The organism is Gilliamella sp. W8128 (assembly GCF_016100545.1).
In the GTDB taxonomy this organism is placed as follows: domain Bacteria; phylum Pseudomonadota; class Gammaproteobacteria; order Enterobacterales; family Orbaceae; genus Gilliamella; species Gilliamella apis.
In genome coordinates this window covers 1-19,654 of record NZ_JACFSE010000008.1, presented here as the reverse complement: position 1 = coordinate 19,654, position 19,654 = coordinate 1, and the positions used below count along the sequence as shown (strand labels likewise).

The window sequence follows — 19,654 nt, the reverse complement described above, 5'->3', positions numbered from 1 at the left end:
ACGTTATTGAGACTTATTATTAACTTTTACCCATGTTGCTGGCGGTAACTTTTACTCTAAACCAAATTCATTACGCGTTTTTACTTGTTGATAACGCCTCACAATCTATTGTTTAAAATCTCAAGTATGGGCTCATCTTTTTCGCCGTTTTATTTTGTTCGTTTTTTCCATTTTTAAGAATAATTTATCTTATTTCTTAAAAAAGTTGTTCTTAATTAATATCATTTACAACTATAAAAACGAGAATCGCAGCGTAGCTTTATGTCACATTTAGAAAAAGATGAATCAATAAAGTCTATCACTGGGCAACCCAGTTGTTTTTATTTATGCAGTGTAGCTTTATGTCAAATTTAGAAAAAGGTGAATCAATGAAGTCTATCACTGGGCAACCCATTATTGAGAAACACCCAAACACGACTAATGGTTTATTTTTAAATAATTTTCCCGTCCATTGTTTTTTGTATTCATGATCTTTATCTTTGCCATTTAAAGGTAGAAGGCTGTATTGCTGAGTTAAAACTTCATCAAGTAAGATTTTATTCTTATCATTCTTAACCACTAAACCCGCACATTCAGGGTAATGATCTGGGTACCAAGGAGATTTCCCTAATGTCCATAAATTGTAATGTAATCCATGAGCTTGTGCTAAATAATTATCCTCTTTATCACTAATTTTTTGCCAGTTTAATAAAGTTAGTTGCTCTTGAGCAAAAGGACTTTCCTTTCCAATATAAACAAACGTTGTATCATTAGGATCGTAATCTTGAGGTAGTTGATTCAATGCTAATGCAAATCCAAATAGATAATATTTTTCATCAGTAGGTAAACAATCGCCTCCTATTGCAAATACCTCCAATTTACTAATGGGAAAACTATATAATTTATTATATTCATAATTATATACGAATAAGTTATCCGTTTCGGATATGCCACTGGCAGTCAAAAAACTTTGTCGATATTTTTGAGGTAATTGATGTTTATCATTTTTACAATCATCCTCTATATTAGGAAATATAGGTTTAATAGATTGTTTTTTATTGCCATCTTTGTCATAAATAACAATATGACTACCTCGGAGTACCGATACAAAATAGAATTTTGGCGCGTTATTATCAATAAGATTAAGTTCAAATATCTCTAATTGCTCTCGTGTATTACCAGTTGCATAAAAGCTACAACTTAATAAGAACAATATACATATCGATATTATTTTCTTTATTTGCATTTGATTATTTTTCCTGTTCTTTTAACCAAGCAATCTCCTGTGCCCAAATATCTGGGTTAATAGTTTCAAGAATAAGTGGAATTTCATCAATTCGTGAGTCTTGCATAATAAATTTAAATGCAGCTTCACCAATGGTGCCTTTGCCTAAACTATCATGACGGTCAACATGGCTGGCAAGTTCGCTTTTGGCATCGTTTAAATGCATACCTCGTAAATATTTAAAACCGACAATTTTTTCAAACTCATCAAAGGTCTCTTTGCAGGCTTTTTCGCTGCGTAAGTCATAACCAGCAGCAAAGGCATGACAGGTATCAATACAGACACCTACACGGCTTTTGTCTTCTACTTTATCGATAATTTGCGCAAGATGTTCAAATTTATAACCTAGGTTAGATCCTTGTCCTGCTGTGTTTTCTATCACAGCGACGACACTTTTGGTTTTATCTAGCGTGATATTTATCGATTCGGCAATACGCGCTAAACAGTCATCAACCGATATTTTTTGTAGATGACTACCTGGATGAAAGTTTAGCAAGGTTAAGCCTAACTGTTCACAACGTTGCATTTCGTCCAGAAACGCGGTGCGTGATTTTTCAAGTTGTTCACTATCAGGGCTACCTAAGTTAATAAGATAACTATCATGAGGTAGAATTTGTTTATTGGTGAATCCATAGCGTTCACAACGTTTTTTGAAACTATCAATCACTGCAGTTTCAAGCGGTTTTGCATGCCATTGTCGTTGATTTTTAGTAAATAGAGCGAAGGCTGTTGCGCCAATTTGATAAGCATTTATTGGCGCATTATCCACACCACCAGCTGCACTCACATGTGCACCAATGTATTTCATATTTTTCCCCTAATTATTCGTTTGAGCCACTATTGCGTTGAAGTTGATCACGTAAATTAGGTGGGACGCCCTTAATAACGAGTGAATCAGTTTGTGGGTCCCATTTTATACGCTCACCTAATAGATCGGAGTTAAAACTTAGGGTTAATCCACCACCACTACCGGAGAATTTTTTCAATTGACGTAAGGCACTACGATCAGCAGGGAATGTATCTTCTAAATCATATTCGCTATTTTTTACAAATTCCATAAAGTTATTTTCGTCACTTGTTGGTAATTCATTAGCAAGATTTTTCAGCTCTATCTCTTCCCCTGCTTGTAATTGAGCTTGACAATAGTTATAGACATTTTCACGAGCATTGGTTTTATCTTGTTTGTCAAATTGCATCTCTTGACAGTAATCATCTACCGCTTTAACAAGAGTTTTATTTTGCGCTTTTGCATCTAATCCTTCACTAGCACCTAAGTAATCCATGAAAAAATCAGATACTTTTCGCCCTACTCGGCCTTTTAAGAAAGTTAAATAACGTTTTGATTCTGGTGCGGTTTGCCATTCAGTAATATCAATACGGGCAATAATATCCGCATGATCGATATCTAAATACTGAGTTTCAGAGATATTAAGCTCCTCATTAACTAACATGCTTAAGCAACTATTTAATACAGCAATAATTAGATATTCAACGGCAAGGTATCGATAGTGGCAAAAAATAACAGTGCCACCTTCTGCAAATGGATATTTGGCTAATTCATTACGCAACTGTTTGGTTGATTCTTGACTAAAATTAAGAAAATTTTGATTACCTAAACGTAACTCTTTAAGTGATTGTTCAAAAAGACTTTCACTATTAAATAAACCATATGCTTTACTTTTATTGTTGTAAATTCTATTAATATCTTCAATCAAGTTAGCAACAGCTTGTTCATTACCGAGGAGTGAATCACGAAGTTGTAGTTCAATTTCAGTATCACTTTTTCTAATTAATTTATGTAGAACTATATTCTCAATTTGTACGCTCATGGAGATTCCTATTTGGATCGACAATTTAATAGTGTCTATTTTAACAAAGCACTAAAAAAGTGCTATCATCAATTTATAACTCTGCTAAACTAAGCAACATTCTTATTGTCAATTTTATACTTTACGTATCCTTGTTCTAAAACTTCTTTATAACTTTTAACCTTTTATCAATGTGAATCAAAATGACAAAATCACACGATATTTATGATGATTTTAAACATAAAAAAATCAGCTTATTGTTTTGGCAATATGCGCTTCCATCTATTATCGGCACAACAGTGAATACGCTGTATAACATTATTGATGGAATTTTTATTGGCCATTGGATTGGTCGTGAAGCACTGAGTGGCGCAGGTATTATTTTACCGGTAATGAATCTTGCTGCGGGCATTGGCATGCTGGTAGGTATTGGTTCAGCTAGCCGAATATCTATCTTTTTAGGCCGAGGTGAAATTGATAAAGCAGAAAAAGTAGCAGGAACTTCTTTCATGTTAACTGCCGTACTTAGTGGCATCACTTTAGCCTTACTACTCTATTTTATCGATCCTGTTTTACACTTTATTGGTTCAAGCCCAACCAACCATATTTATGCTCGTGAGTTTTTAGAGGTGTTTTTACCGGGCAGTATATTTATCACATTAACATTTAATTACAACAATATGATGCGCGCCAGTGGCTATCCGTTTAAAGCCATGGTGACTATGTTTATTAGTGTGATTGCGAATATTATTCTTGCACCAATTTTTATTATAGGTTTAGGTTGGGGAATGAGAGGAGCAGCTTTTGCTACCACTCTTGCAATGTTCATAAGCTTTTTATTTGTGATGCAGCACTTTATTAGCAAAAACAGTAATATAAAGCTATATCGTCGTAACTTTAGGCTCGATTTTACTTACATTAAGTCGATTTTGTCGATTGGCATGTCACCATTTGCTATGCAAGTTGCCGCCTCAGTGGTAGTTGTTTTTATAAACTGGCAGTTAACCCGTTATGCCCCCATTTCACATGTTTCAAGTGATGATGCGATCGCCGGTTATTCTAATGCTAACCGATTAATTACACTGATTATCATGATTGTCATTGGTGTAAATCAAGGTATGCAACCGATTATTGGTTATAATTACGGCTCTAAAAATTATGTCCGAGTGAAAGAAACCTTTATCTATGCAGTTAAAATTGCCACAGTTATCACCAGTGTAGGCTTTATATTTGGTTGCTTTATGCCTGACGTGCTGGTTAAAGCGTTTAGTTCTGATGTCGATTTAGTGGCAATATCCGCGATTGCACTACGTTATACTACGTTTTCATTTGCGTTTGTCGGCTTTCAAATGGTAACAACTAGTTTTTTCCAATGTATCGGAATGGCAAAGATTTCTATTTTGTTAAGCCTTTCAAGACAACTTTTAATTTTATTACCAACGCTTTATATTCTTCCATTATTCTTCGATTTAGATGGCGTTTGGGCTGCATCACCAACGGCAGACCTTTTATCAACCGGTATCGCTTATGCCGCGTTATATTGGTATTTCAAATCGATAAAAAGAAGACATCGTTTAGCTTAAGCTCGTTTATATTAAGCAGTTAGTTAATGAAGATTGATTTTATAACTCTAAAAAATGAAAAAGGCGGACTAAGCCCGCCTTTTAAATTTCAATTTAGCTGTCGTTTAATTAATTCTCACTAAAACTAAATTTTAATTAATCAAAAATTATTGACAAATTGGATGCTCCACACCGCCTTCACAAGCTTTTTCAAATAAATCCATCGCTTTATCGTGATCTTTTTTTAGGTCAGCCACGCCATTTTCATACATGACAGCTAAATTAAACTGGGCTTCAGGTATACCTTGTTCAGCTGCTTTTTCATACCAGTATCGAGCTTTAATTACATCTTTTTTAATACCTTGACCAAAAAAATACATATCTCCTAAAAAAGATTGAGCATAAGACAAACCTTGTTCTGCCGATTTTTCAAGTAGTTCTTTTGCTTTTAATGGATCTTTTTCAACACCTCGTCCTTCTTTATACATGCCACCTAAATTTAATTGCGCATACTTATCATTTTTTGCAACACCTTTTTCATACCACTCTTTCGCTTTAGCATAGTCTTGTTCAACGCCATCACCTTTATCATACATAGTACCTACATTGGATTCGGCTGTTCCACTGCCTTGTGCAATAGCTTTATCAAACCATTCTCTCGCTTTTACGGTATCTTTTTCAACACCTTCTACCCCATTGAGGTATCTATAGCCTAACTCATTTAGTGCAACTGGATCATTTTGCTCGGTGGCAATTTTTAGTACTTCATCATATGGTACATTATCATATTTAGCTGCATTAACCGAACATGCAAAAAATAAAATTAATAAACCACTTGTAAGCATTTTTTTCATATTAATTATTCCTTCTCATCCATTAAAATTTTGTTACCAACGCTTTATATTCTTCCATTATTCTTCGATTTAGATGGCGTTTGGGCATCATTACCGACTGTTAACCGTTTATCAGCCAGTATCACTTATGCTACGTTATATTGGTATCATAGATCAATTAAAAGTCGACATTATCCGAAACATTAAAAAGGGGCACCTTGCCCCCGTAAAATCATTATAATTGATCACAAGCTTGTTTTAATAATTCATTAGTTTCATTATCGATATAGACATTTTCAACTAAAATTCCTTTTTTAACATCTCTTAGATCAAACTCTTTTTTATTTTTCCTCATTAATTTCTTTTTCTCTATGCTAAAAATACTATTCTGCTTGCATTGGGGGCATTGACAATATTGGTATTCTAAAACATCGATAGTTTTTGTTGACTTGTCGACTTCGCTTGCAAGTAATTTTTCATTAACATAGAGTGTTGATTGCAATAAGACATCAGCATAATTATTAGTGACATGGCTAGTAATATTAGATTCTAAATTTTCATTACTATACGAGAAAAATCGGAATTTTCTATACCAAACTCGACAATCTTCACAAAAATATTCTTTAAATTTAAATGCAGCAACTAATGGATAGAAAAAGGCAAGAAATTCGATTAAATATATGATTTTCAACATGGGACCAGAAATATAACCTGTACTTGCACCTTTACTAATGATTATTTTGTGGATTGGAAGAATACCATTAAACATGAGGTCACATACCGTGAACGGTTTGAAAAACAGCTTAAAATAACTCTTTGGACCCAGCGACATAAGGTTAATTTCAAATGTGCATATGCTTGAATAATAGGCAAATAGACAGATAAAAAAAGCCATACACAAGTGAACAATGGTATTTCTTACTTTTGCTAACTTTGCAAGGTTATTTGTAATATAAGCTAATGTAAACCCCATCCCACCAACTAAAGCAATATTAATTACTACAATTGGTGAAATATAAGAGATAAATGAATAGATGATACCCAAAACTATTGCGGCCAAAATACCTGCTAAGGTATAGCCAATAGTTAATAGTGGATCATATTTTTTTGAAGACTGATAATAACTAACAGTAAGACTCATTGTTTTATTCCTTTAACAATAAATGACAAATAAAAAATTAATTTATAGCTAACCTAAAATGTTAATTGTCAATTTTTGTAGTTTTCCTCAAAATAGGAACTATATGATTAATTTGAAAGAAGTATTTTAAAGATGCTTGCGAAAAAGTAAAGATAATTAATGTATTGAATTAGATAGATTTTTTATTTAGGCTTGACGAGATAACCATTACCAGACAAATAAAAATCAACAATATCCCCCCCAAACCGATTAATGATAAATCCTCACCAACAATTAATATCGCCAGAATTGTGGCTACCGCGGGTTCCAATAGGCTAATGGTAGTTGCTAAACTGGCAGATATTTTTGATAATCCATACCCATAACATAGATAACCCAAAAACATCGGAATTAATGCCATATAACAGCCAACTGCAATATTATTCCATGCTGCAAAAAACGTAGTTCCCGTTATTAGCATTACCGGAATCAGTAATAAACCGCCACAACCAAAAGTAGCCCCCATGGCCGCTTTGCTATCAATACCTTTTAACATTAATTGTCGTGCTGACCATGAGTAAAGTGCATAAGTAAAACCAGCAATAAGTCCTAATAAAATTCCCAAACCAACATAATTATATTCAATTGTGGTCGAGGCATTTTCAGAAAATGCTAACATAGTCATGCCGATAATACCCAATAAAGCGCCAATAACCCATTGTTTAGTTACTTGAAAATCACGACTAATATATTCAATCATAGCTGATAAGATTGGCGCTGATCCTATTGAAACAACCGTACCGATAGTAACGCCTGATAAGCGCATAGAAGAATAAAAAGCCAAAGGATAAACGGCAACTGCTAATGCCCCTAAAATTAAATAGCGATAATGCGATCTTATTGATGTTAGTTCTTGGTTGATGTTAGGTATAGCAAATCCACACTGCAATATTCCGCCAATACCCATGGCGAATGAACCAATAAATAGAGGAGATAAACTAGGGGCAAAAGTGGCTGCTGTCCCAGTTGTGCCCCATAATAGCGAAGCCAAAATAACGGCAAAAATACCGAGATACTGATTCATCAACAAGTAAATTATTCGATATTTTGTACTTGCTCACGGATTTGTTCAATCAACACCTTAAGTTCGATAGCGCTAGCGGTTACATCAGCATTAATTGATTTTGAAGCAATGGTATTTGATTCACGGTTGAACTCTTGCATCATAAAATCGAGTCGACGACCTACGGCCTCATTTTTCTTTAAGATCGAATATGTTTCGTTAACATGCGTCATTAACCGATCTAGTTCTTCAGCGACATCAATTTTTTGGGCAACCATAACAATTTCTTGCTCTAGACGTGAGCTATCCAGATCAATATTAGCTTCTTCAAGCTTACTTTTTAATCGTTCTTTTTGCCATTCTAATATCTGCGGCATCCAAGTACGAATTTTATCAACTTCTTCGGTTATTGCTTGTAAGCGCTGAGTAATTAATTCACAAAGCGCTTTACCTTCACGCTCCCGAACGGCGATAAATTCATCAATTGCGCTTTCAAGTAAAGCCAAAATTTCTTGCGAAATGGTATCTAAATTTTGTTCTTTGCTTGACATAACACCTGGCCAACGTAAAACATCAAGCGGATTTATTTGTCCCGTTTGATACTCACGTTTTATCCAGTCACCAGCTGTTAATATTTGTTTAGCCAGTTCAATGTTTAATGACAGTTCTTGATGTTGTGCCGCTGGATCTAATTCGAAACGTAAATTACATTCGACTTTTCCGCGCGTTAATCGTGCCCGAAGTCGTTCACGAATAATCGGTTCAAGAGAGCGAAACTGTTCGGGTAAACGAATATAGGTTTCTAGGTAGCGTTGATTGACCGAACGTAGCTCCCAAGAAGCACTACCCCATGATTGGTTCAACTCTTTTCGTGCATATGCGGTCATACTAGAAATCATAATAGGTCCTAAATTTATGAAAAACTTGCTGGGCATTGTATCACAAATTCTGTATAATGTGCTCTTAGCTTAGGCTAAACATCAACGCTTTCTTGTTGATGTCCTCCTAAATGATTTAATAAGTTCAAAGATAAATTTTAAAATAAAACTGCTGGAGAATTGCATGCGCCCGTCTGGTCGATCCGCGGAACAAGTCCGCCCAATCAAAATAACCCGTCATTACACTAAGCATGCAGAAGGTTCTGTATTAGTCGAGTTTGGTGAAACAAAAGTACTTTGTAATGCAACAATTGAAGAATCTGTACCTCGCTTTTTAAAAGGTCAAAATCAAGGATGGGTAACTGCTGAATATGGTATGTTACCTCGAGCTACCAATTCAAGAACCCAACGTGAAGCGGCAAAAGGAAAACAAACAGGCCGTACGATGGAAATCCAACGCCTTATTGCCCGTTCATTACGCGCAATGATTGATCTAAAATTATTAGGGGAATATACCATTACATTAGATTGTGATGTTATCCAAGCTGATGGAGGTACTAGAACAGCATCAATAACTGGTGCTAGTGTGGCATTAGTTGACGCAATAAACATGATGTTAGCAAGTGGTAAAATCAAGCAAAACCCAATTAAATCTTTAGTGGCTGCCGTATCGGTAGGCATTGTTAATGGTGAAGCGGTATGCGACTTAGAATATATTGAAGATTCTAATGCCGAAACCGATATGAATGTGGTAATGACTGATGATGGTCGCATCATTGAAGTTCAAGGTACTGCCGAAGGTGAACCATTCAGTCATGAAGAATTATTAACTTTATTAGAACTGGCAAAAAATGGCATTACAACCATTATAGAAGCACAAAAACAAGCTTTAAAAGATTAATTGGAGAGGATCGATGAAATCATATAAGAGTGAATTTATAGAATTTGCTTTAAATAGGCAAGCATTAAAATTTGGTGAGTTTACCTTAAAATCAGGGCGGAAAAGTCCCTATTTTTTTAATGCAGGACTATTTAATACCGGAAAGGATTTGGCGTTATTAGGTCGTTTTTATGCCGCTGCATTAATGGATGCAAATTTACAATATGATGTCATCTTTGGTCCTGCCTACAAAGGTATTCCAATTGTCTCATCTACAGTTGTGGCTTTATCCGAGCACCACAATGTTGATGTACCTTATTGCTTTAACCGCAAAGAAGCTAAAGATCATGGTGAAGGTGGTAATTTAGTTGGTAGTTCTATTTATCAACAACGCGTCATGTTAGTTGATGATGTAATTACCGCTGGTACTGCAATTCGTGAATCAATGCGAATCTTAGAAGATAATCAATCTAAGCTTGCTGGTGTATTAATCTGTCTTGATCGTCAAGAAAAAGGTCGAGGTGAATTATCCGCTATTCAAGAAATCAAACAAACTTATAATTGTGACGTAATTTCGATTATCACTTTAGATGATTTGATCCAATATCTTTATCGTGATCCATCACGTAAAGACCAAGTAATCCAAGTCGAAGCTTATCGTTCTGAATATGGCATTAAATAACCAAGCGTCGTAAGACGCTTTTTTTATATTTGCAAACTTTTACAATTATTTGACAACTATTCAATTAAAGTAATTACCATTTTTTCTTATCTTTCGACATTAATTTACTTAAGCCCATTTCGCTAGCCTGAATTAAGAAAATAACCATTATCAAGCGTCTTTTAATATTGGATTAACTAAATGAAATCTTGCTGACTATTTTGAATGACTTTGAACAAAGAATTTCGCATTATCGTAATGATAGATAATTCGTGAAAAATCGAAAGGTTCACCAGAAGAAGTATAAAAGATCTCTTCAACACATAAAGCGGGATCGCCGGCCTTTAAACCCAAATAAGGAGCGATATCTTCATCCAATTTTATGGCTTTAAAATATTTATCTGAAAAACCGATATTGACCTTACAAATATCTTTTACATAACTAAAGATTGAGTTTTCGGCAATTTCTTTATTTAAATAAGAAATTATATTTTTTCGATAATAAGATTGTTCAAAACCGTATACTTTATCTTCAACCAAACGTAATCGCTTTATATAATAGACATATTCATCATCTTCACACTGAAGGTTTTCTTTAACTTTAGCATTAGGTTGAATAACATCAACATTAAATACTTGCGATGAGCCAGGTAAATCATTGAGATCGACACTAAAACCATGACTTTCCAGAAAATTTAGATAACCTTGTTTTTTCGGTTGTCGAACAAAAATACCACTACCTTGGATTTGATAAATTACGCCATGTCTTTCAAGACGATTTAGAGCCTTAATAATAGTAGTTCGGCTAACTTGATATTGCTGAATTAAACCTTCAATATTTGGTAATTGCGTATCTTTAGGCAAATCTTGCTGATAAATTGCTTGCTGGATTTTTTTCGCTATATCTTGATATTTTAACATTTGTTATTCTTTATTATTGTTATAAATAGTTTTTATTCTATACCTGTAAATTAATTATTAAATCAAAATTAAGAGAAAACGGGATCTAGATCACAAACAATAAAATTGGTCATTAACAATTTTTAATTTAAGGTTACTATAAGCTCTCTTACCTGTTGAAAGGAGCATAATTAATGTCATCTAAAATTAGAGATTATAATAAATTGGCAGTTGATATATTAAATGAGTTAGGCGGTGAAGAAAATATTGTTACCGTAGCTCGTTGTGCCACTCGCTTGCGTTTAGTCACGCAACAAACGCCTGAACACGCTAAAGAAAATATTGCAAAATTCCCAGGCGTTATCACTGTGGTTGAAAAAGGTGGTCAAATTCAGGTTGTTATCGGTACTAATGTAGATAAAGTCTATAATGCCTTTACCCAATTAATGAAAGGTGGTAATAAAGTTGATGTAAATAGTAAAAGTAGCATTTTAAACCGTGTTATTGCCACTATGTCAGCCGTTTTTGCCCCATTTGTTTATGTATTAGCTGGTGCAGGGATATTACAAGGTATCTTGATTTTAATTAAGCTAGCTTTCCCAGAATTTGAAGCAACAGGTACTTGCCAAGTATTTAACTTTATTTCTTGGGCTCCATTCGCATTTTTACCAATTTTTATTGCCATTACCGCATCGCAACATTTCCGTTGCAACATCTATATTGCGGTGGCTTGCTGTGCAGCCCTACTTTCACCAACATGGGCCGAATTGGCAGCTATGATTAAATCAGGACAAGAGATTAATCTTTTTGGATTAGCACTGTCTGAAACTACTTATAGCTCAACCGTATTGCCACCGCTATTTTTAGTTTGGTTGCTATCTTATCTAGAGCGTTTCTTAGAGCCTAGATTACATAGCATTATTAAACCGCTATTAATGCCATTAATCAGTCTAGTGATTATGGTGCCATTGACCTTAGTTGCGATTGGTCCACTTACTGCTGGTGCTGCACATTATATTGCTAGTGGTTATAACTGGATTGTTAATCTTGCTCCATGGGTTGCCGGTGGCATTATTGGCGCATTTTGGCAAGTACTTGTTATTTTCGGCGTCCATTGGGGTATTACACCTGTGATTATCGAAAATATTAGCCAATACGGTAAAGACTCTTTCCAAGCTTACCAAACTATTGCCGTAATCGGTCAAGTTGGTGCTGCACTAGGCTTCTATATCAAAACGCGTTCTAAAGAAATGAAAGGTGTCTCTTTATCAGCATTTATCACTGGTCTATTTGGTATCACTGAACCGGCTATTTACGGGGTTAACTTACGTTTCAAAACGCCATTTATCTATGGTTGTGTCTGTGGTGCTCTTGGTGGTATTGCTGCTGGCTTCTTTACACCTTACTACTATACTTATGCGGCATTACCTGGACCATTAACCATCGTTAATGCAATTAATCCAGAACATTATGGTTCGTTCATCGGTGTTGCACTTGGTTCAGCCATTGCGTTATTTGGCCCAGTCCTACTTCTACAAATTTTTGGGACTAATGAAACAAAAGCAAATAATGTACCTGTTGAAGACGATACACCAAAAATCGTTATCGACGAAATCGATGTAACAAGTCCAATGATTGGTAAAGTATATCCACTAAGTGAAGTTCCAGATCCCGCATTTGCTCAAAAATTAATGGGTGAAGGTATTGCGATAGAACCAACTGAGAACCATGTCTATGCACCTTATAATGGTAAAGTGACCGCCGTTTTTGAAAGTTCAAAACATGCTATCGGTTTAACTTTAGATAATGGCGTAGAATTATTAATTCACGTTGGTATTGATACTGTTAATCTGACTAACAATGAATTTAGTTACCATGTAAGTATGGGACAACAAGTTAAAACGGGTGATTTACTAATTAGCTTTGATCCGCAAGCAATAAAACAAGCTGGTTACCCATTAATTACACCGATTATTATTGTTAATACTGATCAGTTCCAAACGATCACACTAACTGATAAAACTGAAGTAAATCTTGACGATATCTTATTTGAAATTAAGCAATAACAAGGAACCAAAAATGACTAAAAAACCATTTTTATGGGGTGGTGCATTAGCTGCCCACCAATTTGAAGGCGGCTGGAATGAAGGGGGCAAAGGACCAAGCGTGGTTGATGTCATGACCGCTGGTGCTCATGGCGTTGCAAGACAAATCACTCAAGATATCGAAGCTGGTAAATTTTATCCAAATCACACTGCAATTGATTTTTATCATCATTATAAAGAGGATATTAAATTATTTGCTGAATTAGGTTTAAAATGTTTACGTACTTCAATTGCTTGGACACGAATCTTTCCTAATGGTGATGAGTTAGAACCAAATGAAGCTGGCCTACAGTTTTATGATGATGTGTTTGATGAACTTATTGCTAATGGAATTGAACCAGTTATCACCCTTTCACACTTTGAAATTCCATTACATATTGCTCGTCATTATGGTGGATTTAGAAATCGTAAAACGGTTGAGTTCTTCGAACGTTTCGCAATTAGTTGTTTTGAGCGCTATAAAAATAAAGTCAAATATTGGATGACGTTCAACGAAATCAATAATCAAATGGATACTAGTAATCCAATCTTCTTTTGGACTAATTCAGGTGTACAAATTAAACCGGGTGAAAATCCACAAGAAGTACTTTATCAAGTGGCCCACTATGAATTATTAGCAAGTGCTAAAGCAGTTATTGCTGGTAAGAAAATTAATCCTGATTTTGAAATTGGTTGTATGATTTCGCATGTGCCAATCTATCCATATTCTTGTAATCCTGAAGATATGATGGCATCAGAAATTGCTATGCATCAACGTTTCTTCTTCCCTGATGTACATGTACGTGGTTATTACCCTGCTTATGCATTAAAAGAGTTTGAACGAGAAGGTTACAAACTTGACATCACTGAAGATGATTTAGCCTGTTTAAAACAAGGAACAGTTGACTACATTGGCTTTAGTTATTACATGTCAACAGTGGTAAAAGCTGATGCTAAAAATGACCATCGTGACAATATAGTTAATGGTGCGCTTCCAAATGCGGTTGAAAATCCATATATTAAAAGCAGTGACTGGGGATGGCCAATCGATCCAGAAGGATTACGTTATACTCTTAACCGTTTATATGATCGTTATCAATTACCACTATTCATTGTTGAAAATGGTTTTGGTGCGATAGATGAACTAGAACACGATAACCAAATTCATGATAAACCACGTATTGAATACCTTGGCGCTCATATCAAAGCGATGCAAAAAGCGATGGATTACGATGGTGTTGATGTAATTGGTTATACTGCATGGGGAATTATCGACGTAGTATCTTTCACTACTGGTGAAATGAAAAAACGTTATGGCGTAATTTATGTTGATCGTGACAATGAAGGTAACGGCAGCATGAAACGCTATAAAAAAGAATCATTTGAATGGTATAAAAATGTGATTAAGACTAATGGTCAAAATTTAAAATAATCATTTAGCTATCTATTCAACATAACAATCAAGGATCTGATTTATCAAAATTAAATCAGATCCTTTATCATTAACAAATCTCACCATGATCTAATAGTAAAAAATAACTATTTGATCGTCAGTTAGCAATCAAAATTGAAAAATTAGCTGTTTTTCAACTTGAGGATCAATCAAAGTGACATGAAAACCAATTAATCTTATACCTCGATTATTTCGTCTTTCTGTCCACACTTTATAAGCCTGCTCAATCAGATCATCCTTATCCAATTTTGACCAAACATGCTCTTGGGTTGTCAGTTGAAAATCATCAAATTTAAATTTGACCCCTTGCCTTGCAATCGATAAATCAGCACGAACTTTGCTTAATCTTTTTTCGAGTTCATCAAATAACGGATCAAATTGAGCTAAACACTCATCCCAACTATGAATATCATCAACTAAAGTACGCTCTACGCCTACGGATTTACGTTGTCTATCATTACAAACTTCACGTTCATCTATACCTTGACAACGTTCATATAAAATTCGACCAAATTTACCAAACTGATTCAGCAATTTGGTTAGGTCATAATTAACCACATCCTTACAAGTATATAATCCCAATTCAGTTAGCTTTTTCTCAGTTACTTTACCCACACCAGGAATTTTTTTTAGCGGTAACTGCTCAATAAAACTCCCTACTTGTTCAGGTGTAATTACATACTGCCCGTTAGGCTTATTCATATCAGAGGCTATTTTAGCTAAGAACTTAAGTGGTGCAACACCAGCCGAAGCAGTGAGTTCGAGTTCTTTATATATCGCTTGACGGATATCTTGAGCAATTAAAGTGGCTGAGCCGTGAAAAAGCTTACAATCAGTCACATCTAGATAAGCTTCATCAAGGGAGAGTGTTTCAATAGCTTGAGTATATCGTTTAAAGATTTGCTGAATTTGAGTAGAAACTTCTTTATAAACAGCATGCCGACCGGGGATAACTTTAAGATTAGGACATAGCTTAACTGCCTGTGCCATTGACATAGCGCTATGAACACCAAATTGCCGAGCTAAGTAATTTGCAGTTGATACCACACCTCGCTTACGCGGATCACCCCCTACCGCAATAGGTATATTGCGATAACGGGGATTGTCTCTCATTTCGACGGCGGCATAAAAACAATCCATATCGACATGAATAATTTTTCGCATAATAGGTGTAATAGCATTTAAAAATAACTGTATAAATATACAATACCATACCTTAACTTTATCTGCAAATTACTCACTATTATTTAGTTAACTTATCAAAATCAGTTAAGCCTTTTTTATCATGAGGATCGCCAATCCAACGAATCGGTTGCTCAAATTTCGCATTTACTATACTTTTTTCTGGAACATAGGAATTATAACTAAGCCCAGCTAAATCAGACCAAGTATGAATCAAGTCTTGAGTACTGAATTTTCTATTCACATAGGACTGATAGTTATTGGGATGACTAGCTAGCCATTTGGGTGACTGCCATAGCATAAATGGTACGGTATACATCACCTTAGTCGGCGCTTTTTCATTACGCCCTAAAACATCATGCGGAGGGGTCTGATAAACATCTTCACCATGATCAGAAAAATACAACATAAAACCATTTGCTTGACTATCTTTAAATAAATTAAATAGCTTAGTTATTACAAAATCATTATAGATGATCGCATTATCATAACTGTTATAAACCTTTAACTTATCATCATCCAGTTTAAACGCTAAATCCGATCTATCATTAAAACGCTGATACTCATCACCTTCAGGATAGCGCAATTCATATTTCATATGCGTACCCAGTAAGTGAATGACGATAAATTTCTTTTCAGCAGGATCATGTAATACTTTTTTAAATGGTTCAAATACCGATGAGTCATATTGGCGTGAACTTTGATTACGATCATTATTCATGTAAAACTGTTCATCAGCTTGTTGAGAAAACATGGTCAGCATCGTATTACGTTTTGTCATCGTCTGTTGATTAGTGATCCAAAACGTTTTATAACCAGCCTGCTTCATAAGGTGAATAAGCGAGGGTTTGCTAAGATATAAATCTGGATTTTGTTCATCTGCCAAAGTTAGGGCTTGTTGCAATATTTCAATAGTATAAGGTCTTGATGAAACCACATCATTAAACACAACAAAATCAGGATTATCTTGCTTAAATTGTTCAATCAACGGCGTAGTATTGCGTTCATAGCCATAAATACCCATCCGAGTACGTGTGGTCGATTCACCAATCACTAACACTAATGTTCTTGGCGTATCACCATTAGCATCCGTTAAATTTTCAAACTTAGGCAATGTTTGCAGATGATTTAAAATATTCTCCATATTTGAAAGTTGCGAACGATAAGCTAAATAACTATTGATTAATTGCCACGGAACCGTGGTTTCCATACGCGTTAGCAAATGCTGAGTTGCTTGTTGAAACGACATTTTTTTTATTACAACACCAATACACAGCGGCATTAATGCATAAATAACAATGATTATCGACACTAACCATTTAGTCATATTTTTAACATAAATAGGTTTAACTTTAAGCCATAGAAAAAATCCAAGCAAAATATAAATCAACAAAACTATAACTAACTTAATGCTTAAATATTGAGAGATAAACTCATGTGATTCATTATAATTTGACTCGGCCATTACAAAAAAGACACTCTGTGAAAACTCTTGCCGATATATGGTAAAATAACCAATAGAAATTAATGATAATCCCCCAATTATAATGCCATAAACAGTAGCAATTTTTTTGGTATAACGAGGAAAAAATAATACCGGTACTAGCCAAATCATGCTGTAAATAATTGAATCACGTAAGCCAATAAAATTAGCATGTCCAGACAACGCAATATAGAGTTGCAAACTACAAGAAAAGTAACAAAAAAATAAAATTACATAAAGCAATGAACGCCAATTAAAACTCACAGAATTATCTAACTTTTGCATAGCTACTATTATTCACAATTAATAATGGTAACTAAACTAACAAAAGCAGATTAACAAAACCTTAAGAGACTACTATAAGATTATTTATTGATTATTAATGTTTAAGTTAGATGATTGGAACATCTATGCTTTTTAATAAAAATAGTTCTCCTTATTCTAAAAAAAAGTTACACGAATAAGGGGAAACTATAGAAATGAGCTAACGGCTAGATCTAGGATGAGAGACGCAAAGAGTATGGTCTCTATCAATGCTTGGTTTATACCATCTAAAAATAGATCCATGGGGAGAATCGATCACGAAGTTGTTGATACTATCTGCCTCGTCTTGCGTCCAATAAGAACCTGAAAAATTAGCAGCTGAATCTGACATAGAGCTATTAGAACCATAAAATTCAACGTTGCCCCATTCGGCCAGAAATCCTGCATCAATGACACGCTGATAATAATTATTAGGTGATGGATGAGTAGTTACGGCAGCGCCCACAGCTCCTATACAATGGCTACCTGAACTTGCGCCATTACAAGTTGCATTAGTTAAATCTTTTACCTGCACTAAGTGGTAATTAATTTTGCCACACCATAATGCAGAAGAATTAACATCAGAATATACGTTACCACGGTTCAAGAACCATTGCTTTATAGTAAATCCATACTTAACCACAACATTACCAGTATCATCTTTGCCAACTAACTCAAATGTTTGAGGTAATTCAGGTCTAGATATTTGTTTTATTTCATCAGGTTTATTAGAAACCCATTGTTCTTCTGTGGCAACAGGACCGGTTAATAATACTTTAACACTTGAACCTGAAGAATTTGGCTCCATTGAAGCTGTGATACCACTAAGAGTAACAGGAGCCCAATTCAAACGCCCACTTCCACCTATAATTAAATAAAAATATAAATGATCAGCACCTGTAGTAGGAAAATTTAAACCATAGCTAGATGAATTAGTAGACTGAGGAATAAACCCCTTATATTCATTCCACATTGAAACAGGGCCACGAAAATCTATGTATCCATATTTCAAAGAACCATATTCTTTATTAGGCTGAGCATAACAAACCTTTGGAGAAACATTACCCGGATTAATGTAATAGATTACACTTCCACGATTGAACTCTGTAGTTTTAGGAAAACCATACATCGTACTTAAGGAGCCCGGAACATTGGTTAATGTCAATTTATAAGGCGCTTTACATATATCCAAACTCGCACTACGCGCGACATCTTGGTCATCATTATCAACGATGGATAAAGTTAAATGACCATCAGCCCAAATACCGTCAGTACCCTGACCATCGCCATCATCATCGCCCCAATAATTGTATGGTGCCCTAATAAGCAAATTTAAATCAATTGAATCAACATTAGTTGGCACAAACATGCCAATATCAGCAAAATTATCACCGTAGGGTAATTCGATAGGATTAGTAGCACTTGAAATATTGGTTGCCGGAGTGAATCTACTGCCGTTTGATAAAGTTATTCCAAGTAGACCGTCAGTATTTGTCACACGTGTACGACCACCGTCGAAGGTTAAATATGGGGCTGAGCCATGAATAATATTGGTCGTTTTAATGGTTAATGCATAATTAGAAAAAGAGATAGACTGTAAAACAATCACGGTTAATACCAAAACCATCGGCCGAGATAAAAAGGCTAAATTAAGAAATTTTGAAAAATTTTGCCGAATTTGCTGGAAAAATAAATTGTAGTGAGATAATAGACCGTGCGTGCTTAACTTTACTAACGTTAAATTATAGGTTGGGCAGGTTTGGTGTTTGGTGTTTGGTGTTGTAAATTATACCCCATATCCGACACTCCTGTCAATTAAATTAATGATTTATTTACAATTTTATACCTGGTGGCATAAAATTTGTCCATTCGTATAAATATGCTATAAAAGTATAGTGACTGGAAAAAACCATGCAACTTTTTTTGGCGGTTTAATTGTTAATTTTTGTAAAGTTTAATGAAAAATTATACTTCAAAAACAAGACATTAATAATAAAAGCACCAACATACCAAAACCTTACCTTCTATTTTTAGTCCTATTTTGAGTTCAAAAACCCCTCTCCTCAAAATTTTTTAGTTCTTTATTTTTTAGTTGTTTGAGTTTCGGACGTTTGTTGTTTTGTGGTTGTTTCTATACGGTGATTACGTCCGAGTTAAGAGGGTTGCCGCCAACCCTCTTT

General features: G+C 34.8%; 17 protein-coding genes. 6 read left to right on the top strand and 11 right to left on the bottom strand.

The annotated features are described in order from the left end of the window. Positions 1-298: 298 nt before the first annotated feature. From H3U97_RS09210 to yejK, 3 genes are read right to left on the bottom strand one after another with little or no spacing between them, the layout of a single operon-like run. Positions 299-1,225, bottom strand: a complete 927-nt coding sequence (locus H3U97_RS09210) for a hypothetical protein (protein ID WP_198198770.1) — start codon at positions 1,223-1,225, stop codon at positions 299-301. Positions 1,226-1,229: 4 nt separating this feature from the next. Next, a complete protein-coding gene (gene nfo / locus H3U97_RS09205) occupies positions 1,230-2,072 on the bottom strand; it encodes a deoxyribonuclease IV (RefSeq protein ID WP_086362007.1) in 843 nt (280 codons plus the stop codon). Between the two features lie 13 nt (positions 2,073-2,085). Beyond that, positions 2,086-3,093, bottom strand: a complete 1,008-nt coding sequence (yejK, locus tag H3U97_RS09200) for a nucleoid-associated protein YejK (RefSeq protein WP_065613239.1) — start codon at positions 3,091-3,093, stop codon at positions 2,086-2,088. A gap of 182 nt (positions 3,094-3,275) precedes the next feature. On the opposite strand from yejK, the gene H3U97_RS09195 reads away from it, so the two are divergent. Continuing rightward, on the top strand, positions 3,276-4,655 hold the full coding sequence (locus H3U97_RS09195; protein ID WP_198198769.1) for an MATE family efflux transporter: 1,380 nt from the start codon (positions 3,276-3,278) through the stop codon (positions 4,653-4,655). Positions 4,656-4,801: 146 nt separating this feature from the next. On the opposite strand, the gene H3U97_RS09190 is transcribed toward H3U97_RS09195, so the two are convergent. Further along, positions 4,802-5,488 (bottom strand): tetratricopeptide repeat protein, encoded by a 687-nt coding sequence (locus H3U97_RS09190; RefSeq protein ID WP_065651873.1) that lies wholly within the window; start codon positions 5,486-5,488, stop codon positions 4,802-4,804. 30 nt (positions 5,489-5,518) lie between these two features. On the opposite strand from H3U97_RS09190, the gene H3U97_RS11440 reads away from it, so the two are divergent. Further along, positions 5,519-5,674: a hypothetical protein gene (locus H3U97_RS11440; protein WP_232343791.1), complete on the top strand. Its 156-nt coding sequence runs from the start codon at positions 5,519-5,521 to the stop codon at positions 5,672-5,674. Between the two features lie 28 nt (positions 5,675-5,702). On the opposite strand, the gene H3U97_RS09185 is transcribed toward H3U97_RS11440, so the two are convergent. The 3 genes from H3U97_RS09185 to H3U97_RS09175 all read right to left on the bottom strand — a co-directional run bounded on the left by H3U97_RS09185 (position 5,703) and on the right by H3U97_RS09175 (position 8,549). Next, positions 5,703-6,608, bottom strand: a complete 906-nt coding sequence (locus H3U97_RS09185; protein WP_198198768.1) for a hypothetical protein — start codon at positions 6,606-6,608, stop codon at positions 5,703-5,705. A 169-nt stretch (positions 6,609-6,777) separates the two neighbouring features. Then, positions 6,778-7,671 (bottom strand): DMT family transporter, encoded by an 894-nt coding sequence (locus H3U97_RS09180; protein WP_198198767.1) that lies wholly within the window; start codon positions 7,669-7,671, stop codon positions 6,778-6,780. Positions 7,672-7,682: 11 nt separating this feature from the next. Then, positions 7,683-8,549 carry a YicC/YloC family endoribonuclease gene (locus H3U97_RS09175; protein ID WP_065579221.1) on the bottom strand — a complete coding sequence of 289 codons (867 nt, stop codon included), beginning with the start codon at positions 8,547-8,549 and terminating at the stop codon, positions 7,683-7,685. A 163-nt stretch (positions 8,550-8,712) separates the two neighbouring features. On the opposite strand from H3U97_RS09175, the gene rph reads away from it, so the two are divergent. Both rph and pyrE read left to right on the top strand, forming a co-directional pair. After that, entirely contained in the window at positions 8,713-9,429 is a 717-nt protein-coding gene (gene rph / locus H3U97_RS09170) for a ribonuclease PH (RefSeq protein WP_065579222.1), read from the top strand. Between the two features lie 13 nt (positions 9,430-9,442). Next, entirely contained in the window at positions 9,443-10,090 is a 648-nt protein-coding gene (gene pyrE / locus H3U97_RS09165; RefSeq protein WP_065651870.1) for an orotate phosphoribosyltransferase, read from the top strand. Positions 10,091-10,285: 195 nt separating this feature from the next. Here pyrE and H3U97_RS09160 read toward each other — a convergent pair whose 3' ends face one another. After that, on the bottom strand, positions 10,286-10,990 hold the full coding sequence (locus tag H3U97_RS09160) for a GntR family transcriptional regulator (RefSeq protein WP_065579224.1): 705 nt from the start codon (positions 10,988-10,990) through the stop codon (positions 10,286-10,288). 173 nt (positions 10,991-11,163) lie between these two features. On the opposite strand from H3U97_RS09160, the gene H3U97_RS09155 reads away from it, so the two are divergent. After that, entirely contained in the window at positions 11,164-13,035 is a 1,872-nt protein-coding gene (locus H3U97_RS09155; protein ID WP_198198766.1) for a beta-glucoside-specific PTS transporter subunit IIABC, read from the top strand. Between the two features lie 13 nt (positions 13,036-13,048). Further along, on the top strand, positions 13,049-14,485 hold the full coding sequence (locus H3U97_RS09150; RefSeq protein ID WP_198198765.1) for a 6-phospho-beta-glucosidase: 1,437 nt from the start codon (positions 13,049-13,051) through the stop codon (positions 14,483-14,485). A 129-nt stretch (positions 14,486-14,614) separates the two neighbouring features. On the opposite strand, the gene dinB is transcribed toward H3U97_RS09150, so the two are convergent. From dinB to H3U97_RS09135, 3 genes are all read right to left on the bottom strand, one after another. Next, complete coding sequence (gene dinB, locus H3U97_RS09145) at positions 14,615-15,670, bottom strand: DNA polymerase IV (protein ID WP_065579227.1); 1,056 nt, start codon at positions 15,668-15,670, stop codon at positions 14,615-14,617. A gap of 79 nt (positions 15,671-15,749) precedes the next feature. Further along, complete coding sequence (gene cptA, locus H3U97_RS09140) at positions 15,750-17,456, bottom strand: phosphoethanolamine transferase CptA (RefSeq protein WP_198198764.1); 1,707 nt, start codon at positions 17,454-17,456, stop codon at positions 15,750-15,752. Between the two features lie 199 nt (positions 17,457-17,655). Continuing rightward, the gene (locus tag H3U97_RS09135; RefSeq protein WP_198198763.1) at positions 17,656-19,101 is read right to left on the bottom strand and encodes a hypothetical protein; all 1,446 of its coding nucleotides are present in this window, start codon (positions 19,099-19,101) and stop codon (positions 17,656-17,658) included. Positions 19,102-19,654 lie beyond the last annotated feature (553 nt).

Coding starts and splice junctions, on each gene's coding strand:
- H3U97_RS09185 (WP_198198768.1), bottom strand. CDS start 6,608: ATGAGTCTTACTGTTAGTTATTATCAGTCTTCAAAAAAATATGATCCA.
- H3U97_RS09195 (WP_198198769.1), top strand. CDS start 3,276: ATGACAAAATCACACGATATTTATGATGATTTTAAACATAAAAAAATC.
- H3U97_RS09175 (WP_065579221.1), bottom strand. CDS start 8,549: ATGATTTCTAGTATGACCGCATATGCACGAAAAGAGTTGAACCAATCA.
- H3U97_RS09190 (WP_065651873.1), bottom strand. CDS start 5,488: ATGAAAAAAATGCTTACAAGTGGTTTATTAATTTTATTTTTTGCATGT.
- H3U97_RS09160 (WP_065579224.1), bottom strand. CDS start 10,990: ATGTTAAAATATCAAGATATAGCGAAAAAAATCCAGCAAGCAATTTAT.
- nfo (WP_086362007.1), bottom strand. CDS start 2,072: ATGAAATACATTGGTGCACATGTGAGTGCAGCTGGTGGTGTGGATAAT.
- H3U97_RS09180 (WP_198198767.1), bottom strand. CDS start 7,671: ATGAATCAGTATCTCGGTATTTTTGCCGTTATTTTGGCTTCGCTATTA.
- rph (WP_065579222.1), top strand. CDS start 8,713: ATGCGCCCGTCTGGTCGATCCGCGGAACAAGTCCGCCCAATCAAAATA.
- cptA (WP_198198764.1), bottom strand. CDS start 17,456: ATGCAAAAGTTAGATAATTCTGTGAGTTTTAATTGGCGTTCATTGCTT.
- H3U97_RS09135 (WP_198198763.1), bottom strand. CDS start 19,101: ATGGTTTTGGTATTAACCGTGATTGTTTTACAGTCTATCTCTTTTTCT.
- pyrE (WP_065651870.1), top strand. CDS start 9,443: ATGAAATCATATAAGAGTGAATTTATAGAATTTGCTTTAAATAGGCAA.
- H3U97_RS09150 (WP_198198765.1), top strand. CDS start 13,049: ATGACTAAAAAACCATTTTTATGGGGTGGTGCATTAGCTGCCCACCAA.
- H3U97_RS09155 (WP_198198766.1), top strand. CDS start 11,164: ATGTCATCTAAAATTAGAGATTATAATAAATTGGCAGTTGATATATTA.
- H3U97_RS09210 (WP_198198770.1), bottom strand. CDS start 1,225: ATGCAAATAAAGAAAATAATATCGATATGTATATTGTTCTTATTAAGT.
- yejK (WP_065613239.1), bottom strand. CDS start 3,093: ATGAGCGTACAAATTGAGAATATAGTTCTACATAAATTAATTAGAAAA.
- dinB (WP_065579227.1), bottom strand. CDS start 15,670: ATGCGAAAAATTATTCATGTCGATATGGATTGTTTTTATGCCGCCGTC.